The following is a 6,415-nucleotide window of genomic DNA, read 5'->3' as shown; positions in this document are numbered from 1 at the left end:
TTTGGAATTTAACTAATTCCAAGGCTCGCCGACACTGACCTCGATCTCTTTTTCAGCATCTTTGTTGGCGTCGTTAAAGGCCTTAACTTTTATCTTGTGCTTACCTTTATTAGAAGTGTTAAACGAGTAACTGAACTTATATGGACTGCTTCCCTTTGAATCCTTCAGTGATCCATCGATATAAAACTCCACCTTCGTTACCTTCTTACCCGTTTCTACATTAGCCTCTGTTTCAAAGCTAAAATCGACCTGGCTATGATCCGAAGGTTTGGAGATGTTGACCTTAATATCTTCAGGATTTTTTGTCGGCTCGTTTTTAAGTTCCGCAGGTACTCGATATTTCTCGTCTGGTTGAGCCTGTGCCCAAGCATCTATTCCTTCCTGCCACCTGTTCCTGCCGTCAGCAGAAACCGGGTCGAATTCTAAAAATACGTAGTACTCACGGCCGTCCAGATTTTTCTGTGCCAGACAATCCCGCGTAGGCTCTGTTCCTTTTACAAAGTATTCGCTTCGTTTTGGAAAATCGCGGCACGGAAGACCACCACTAAACGCGTCTACTTCCATCGCGTTAACGTTACCCGGTTTATTAAACCCTTCGTTACCTTTGCCCTCCAGCGCGGTGCTCATTATTCTGTTCCAAATAGGCGTCGCGCCAGTAACACCGGAAGCAATCTGCGGATTCATCTGAGAGTTGTCGTTGTTTCCAACCCAGACTCCTACAACAGTGGATGGTGTGTAACCAACGGCCCAGTTGTCGCGTTTGTCGTCTGTCGTTCCAGTTTTGACAGCAACGGTTTTCCCTGGAATATTAAGCAGGGAATTGGGGCCAAAAATCATAGTCCTTGCAACGTTGTCCGAAAGTATGTGCGAGATCAAGAACGAAACGTCTTCACCCAAAACTTCTTTACCGCGATCGTCGTCCTTCTTTTCCTCCAGAACCTTCCCTGAACGGTCTTCAACCTTGAGTATCGCGACGGGCGCGTGATGAACCCCTTTGTTGGCAAGAGTCGCGTAGCCGTTAACAAGATCGAGTAACCTTACGTCACCGCCACCAAGCGTTACAGCAAGACCAAAACGTTGTAAATTCTCGCTCGTTGGCTCCAGCGTCGTTAACCCGGAGTCGTAGGCAGTTCTAAGCATGTTTTTAACTCCAACCAAACCAAGCATTTTAACAGCAGGTACGTTTTCGGAATTACCTAGCGCGAATCTTATCTGCATCGGTCCGCGATATTTACCGTCGTAGTTGACAGGCTTATAAGCTGGCTGGCCGGTCCCACCCGGAAATTCTGTCGGTACATCCATTAATACAAAAGAGGGAGTGTAACCCGCTTTGAATGCGGTAGCGTAGGTAAACGGCTTAAGAGCAGAACCCGGCTGTCTTAGTCTCGTTGTCACATTTACTTGTCCATCGTAGTTTTCCGCAAAGTAATCTTTTGAACCAACCATCGAAAGAATCTCACCGTTTTTCGGATCCATAACAACCGCAGCCCCATTTCCGACAGAAAGATTCGCGACTTTTTCTACTTCTTCCGCGACAATTTGTTGCGCTTTATTTTGAAGCTCGAGGTCTAGCGTAGTGGTGACCTTAAGCCCGCCTTGTTCAACTAATTTCTCTCCGTACTTTTCGACCAACAAATCCTTAACATGGAAAACAAAATGCGGCGCTTCTATCCCGTGATCGTTAGGTGAAAACTTAACTTCCGGGATCTGCTTTTTAAGCTCTTCTTCTTGTTCCTTTGTTATATGACCATCTTCGCGCATCCTTCTGGCTACGCTTTCCGCGCGCGCGATGTAAGCGTTTGGCGTTGTGCCATAAGGCGAGTAATAAGACGGTTGCTGAGGCAAACCCGCAAGAATTACCGCCTCCGGCAATGTCAGATCTTTTGCCTCTTTATTAAAGTAGGTTTGAGAAGCAGCCTCGATTCCCCAAGAAGTTCCACCATAAGGAACCTCGTTCAAGTAAATCTGCAAAATTTCGTCTTTCGTGTATTTGCGCTCAACCTGAATCGCCAAAATAAATTCTTTGATTTTTCGAGTTAAGGTTCTTTCTGAAGAAAGAAGGGTGTTTTTGACAACCTGTTGAGTAATTGTCGAACCACCTTGAACGTCTCGGAAAACCAAAGTTTTAACTGCTGCTCTTAAAAAACCAAAAGGTGAAAACCCTTGGTGATCATAAAAATCCTTGTCCTCAATCGAAATCGTCGCTTGCTTCACGTAGGGCGGAAGTTCGTTCCACTTAACAAGAGCTCTGTTTTTGTCCGCGAAAATATCATACATAAGTTTCCCGTTGCGGTCGTAAATTTTTGTAGAGAGCGACGAGTCGCGAGCAGAAAGTTTATTCGGAGAAGGCAAGTCTTTTGCAAAAATTACAAACGAAAAGACGGTAAAGATCATCATCGCGATTAGGGAGAAAAAGACAGCTGTTGAAATAAGCAGCGAAAACTTTACCCAGAACTTGCGTCTGTTAAAAGACGATTGGTGGACAAATGGATGATTTTGGTGGCTTTGAGAGGTTGAAAGATTCGGTAATTTTGAAAAGCGCGACGAGAATTTGCGCCGCCTGGGCCCGTAGGTAGAAAACTTCATGCTCTTTGAGTTAAGCCACATTATATCTCAAACTTCCGCGGATGCGAAGCTTGAGATACGTCGCTCGCCATAGGACGGTAAGACATAACGCAAAAGTTCCGATCAGTGGAACTTGTGGTTACAACAAGGTGGCACCTTGAATTTACAGGCGGGTTTGAGTTAACTGCCTTGCACAGTGTAATATTTGAATATGGATCAAACAGACAAAGCCCTCACCAGATCAGTTGTCGAAGTTCTGCCTAGTAAAGACGGCCTTGCAAAGTTAATGGCGAAGAAAAAGATCCGCCTTTATCTCGGCGTCGACCCGACTGGCGGGAGACTTCATCTTGGCCATTCAATTCCTCTTAGAAAGCTCCAGGAGTTTGCGGATCTTGGGCATGAAGCAATTCTTGTCATCGGCACCGGCACCGTTCTTGCGGGCGATCCGTCCCAACGTGATTCAGCCCGCCCAAAAATTACCCAGGAACAAATTGACGAACACATGAAAGACTGGAAAGGCCAGGTTGAGAAAATTATTGACTTCAATAAAGTCCAAATTAAACAGAACGGCGATTGGCTCCTAAAGCTAGGTCTTGCCGACATACTCAATATCGCCTCGAACATAAGCGCCACTCAGCTATTTAAACGCGAAATGTTCCAGCGCAGAATCGACGCCGGCGACACAGTCTGGCTCCATGAAACTCTTTACCCGCTTTTGCAGGGTTACGATTCTGTAGCTATGGATGTTGATTTGGAAATCGGCGGAACAGATCAAACATTCAATATGCTCATTGGTCGCGAGCTACAAAAGAAAATGAACAAAAGGGAAAAGTTTGTTTTAACCACCCCACTTATTTCCGGAACCAATGGCAAGCAAATGAGCAAAACTACAGGCAATTGTATTTGGCTCGATGATTCACCCACAGATATGTACGGCAAAATTATGTCTATCCCAGACAGCTTAATAGAAGAGTATTGGAAAAACCTCACGGACTTGGACGAGTCGGAATTAAAAAATCTCAAGCCGCTAGACGCCAAAAAGAAACTCGCAGGAGAAATCGTGAGGATCTATCATGGTGAGGAAGAAGCAGCAAAAGCTCAAGGAAGTTTCGAGAAAACATTCCAAAGAAGAGAAGGTCCAGAGGAAGTGGAAGCAGTAGAAGTTACTCAGGGAGCGACACTAATGGACCTGTTGACACAAATTGGAGATTCTAAGTCCGAAGCCAAAAGATTGATCGAACAAGGCGGCATAGACATCGATGACAAAAGGGCGGAGGATCCGAACATACAACTCGAAGACGGGCAACTTGTTAAAATTGGCAAAAGAAAGTTTGTTAAAATAAGAATCAAATAAGTTACTTCTCGACTCCGCTCGAAGAATATTGTTCGAGTTTATCGAGAACTTACCATGTCATCCTGGAGCGAAGCGATAGGATATTCCATCGGTCGTTTCACTTCCTCCAGAATGACAAGAATGACCTATGAAAATACCTAGGCCACACTTTAAAAGAAAATATCTAAGATACATTTGGCTAACAATCGTCATCCTCGCCGGCATCGCCTTCATCGCCGGCCAATTTGCCATTTACCTCGTCTACGCCTAATATAGGCAACGTTACCTCATGAATCCGCTTACATCTGTCGAGAATCTGCCAGGCGTTGGAAAATATTATTCTTATAAACTCAAAAAGCTCGGCATAGAAACCGTCGAAGACCTTATATATCATTTTCCATTTCGTTACGAAGATTTTTCCAAACTGGAAACTATACAAGACGTAACTCCAGGAGAAAAAATAAGCATTGTCGGCAACGTCTGGCAAATCAAAAACATCAGAACCAGGTTTGGAAAATTTATAACGACAGCGACAGTCGCCGACGAATCGGGAACTTGCGAAGTAATTTGGTTTAACCAACCGTATTTAACAAAAACCATAAAAGCTGGTACTCCAATTTCTCTTTCGGGAAAGGCAGAAATAGAAGGACAACATCTGAAGCTCATTTCACCATCATTTGAAATTCTCCACAGTTCAAAAAGCCCCATCCCGACAGACTCTGAAACGCTACACACGGGCAGACTTGTCCCCATTTATCCTGAGACAGAAGGTGTGAGCTCGAAATGGCTGAGGGCAAGAATCAAAAGTCTTTTGCCGCTTTATTTAGATGCGCAAAAAGACTTTGTTCCTGAACAAATAACAAAAAGGCATCAGCTCGAGGACCTTGAAACAGCACTATCGCAAATACATTTCCCAAAAAGCTACGAGGACGTCGAAAAAGCCAGAAAAAGGCTGTCATTTGATGAACTTTTTCAACTCCAATTCATGTCGATCAAAAGAAGGCGCGACTGGCAACAAATGCGCAAATCCCCACAGCTTGCGGTCGACAGGACCCAGCTCAAAGCGCTAATTGATTCGCTTCCTTTTAAATTGACTACGGCCCAGGAAAAAGCAGTCGAGCAAATAACAAATGATTTTAAAAGAACGATTCCATCCAACAGACTATTGGAAGGAGACGTAGGTTCCGGTAAAACAGTGGTTGCTGCAATTGCTGCCTTCTTCGCTCTAAGTAATGACTTCGACGTCTTATTTGCGGCTCCTACAGAAATCCTTGCCTTCCAGCATCAAAGAACACTTGAAGAAATACTTTCACCGCACGGAGTAACAGTCGGTATCTGGACAGGAAGCAGAAAGGTCAAAGGTCAACTAACTTGTGGCACTCATGCGCTTCTGACAACTTTCAAACCCAACAGGCAAGTGGGCCTCGTAATTGTCGACGAGCAACACAGGTTTGGAGTTGCTCAACGCGCGAAATTATTTCTGGACCAATCCAAAAAAGTTACGCCTCATCTTTTAACAATGACGGCGACGCCAATTCCAAGGACTCTATCGCTAACCTTGTATGGAGATCTCGATCTAACAATTCTGGACGAAATGCCCAAAGGTAGACAAAAAATCTCGACGTTCGTAGTTCCAAATTTTAAAAGAGCAGACGCGTACAAATTTATCGAAAAGCAAGTTAAAGAGGGTAGACAAGTGTTTATTCTCACACCTTTTGTCGAACCTTCAGAAACGATGGAAACGGTTAAGGCTGCTACAGAGGAATTCAAAAAACTCAAGACGAAATTCTCAAAAGGCATTAAGTTGGGTCTGTTGCACGGCCGACTCAAATCTAAAGAAAAGGAAGAAATAATCAACAAATTCAAAAAAAATAAAATTCACGTTTTAGTAACTACTCCTGTTGTCGAAGTCGGAATCGACGTGCCAAACGCAAACGTGATGATGATCGAATCAGCAGAACGTTTCGGCCTCGCTCAACTCCACCAGTTGCGGGGAAGAGTGGGCAGAGGAGAGCATAAGTCTTATTGTTTACTATTTACCCCTTCTAAAGGCGAAAACTCAGTAAAGCGCCTCAAAAGCATGGAAAAAGTCCATGCCGGGTTCGAACTGGCAGAAATTGACCTTAACATGAGAGGCCCGGGCGAAACATTCGGCCTAAAGCAATCTGGTTTCACAAGTTTAAAAATCGCAGATATTACCGACAGGGAAATGATAGTTATTGCTCAAACCGAGGCCAAAAAGCTGATAGAAGAGGATCCTGATCTTAAAAACAATAAGGCTTTTACCGAAAAACTTAAAAGAATAGAAAACGAATACGTCCAGCCTAACTAAACATCGGCGGCAACGACAATTCAACCCTCAGACGGCCAGTAGTTGACTTCAAACTACCCAGTCCATATAATCACCCTTTGAGTAGCAATTAGTCACCTTTCGACAAGCTCAAGGTGACTCTGAACGTATTGAAGAGTCACTTAAGCAGAACTTTTTCCGCTTCGCTGACTCCTTGATACTTTTCA

The 6,415-nt window shown here is 44.2% G+C and carries 4 protein-coding genes; 3 read left to right on the top strand and 1 reads right to left on the bottom strand.

Annotated features, from left to right (window positions below):
- Positions 1-12: 12 nt before the first annotated feature.
- Positions 13-2,586 carry a penicillin-binding protein gene (locus NUV69_00375; protein ID MCR4324130.1) on the bottom strand — a complete coding sequence of 858 codons (2,574 nt, stop codon included), beginning with the start codon at positions 2,584-2,586 and terminating at the stop codon, positions 13-15.
- A gap of 190 nt (positions 2,587-2,776) precedes the next feature.
- On the opposite strand from NUV69_00375, the gene tyrS reads away from it, so the two are divergent.
- The 3 genes from tyrS (at position 2,777) to recG (ending at position 6,230) form a co-directional block, all read left to right on the top strand.
- Positions 2,777-3,919, top strand: coding sequence for a tyrosine--tRNA ligase (gene tyrS / locus NUV69_00370; GenBank protein MCR4324129.1), 1,143 nt, complete (start codon positions 2,777-2,779; stop codon positions 3,917-3,919).
- A 127-nt stretch (positions 3,920-4,046) separates the two neighbouring features.
- Positions 4,047-4,169, top strand: coding sequence for a hypothetical protein (locus NUV69_00365; GenBank protein MCR4324128.1), 123 nt, complete (start codon positions 4,047-4,049; stop codon positions 4,167-4,169).
- A gap of 18 nt (positions 4,170-4,187) precedes the next feature.
- A complete protein-coding gene (recG, locus tag NUV69_00360) occupies positions 4,188-6,230 on the top strand; it encodes an ATP-dependent DNA helicase RecG (protein MCR4324127.1) in 2,043 nt (680 codons plus the stop codon).
- Positions 6,231-6,415: the final 185 nt, after the last annotated feature.

This window comes from Candidatus Curtissbacteria bacterium, from assembly GCA_024654445.1.
In the GTDB taxonomy this organism is placed as follows: domain Bacteria; phylum Patescibacteriota; class Microgenomatia; order Curtissbacterales; family GWA2-41-24; genus JANLHP01.
This window is presented reverse-complemented; position numbering and strand designations above follow the sequence as displayed.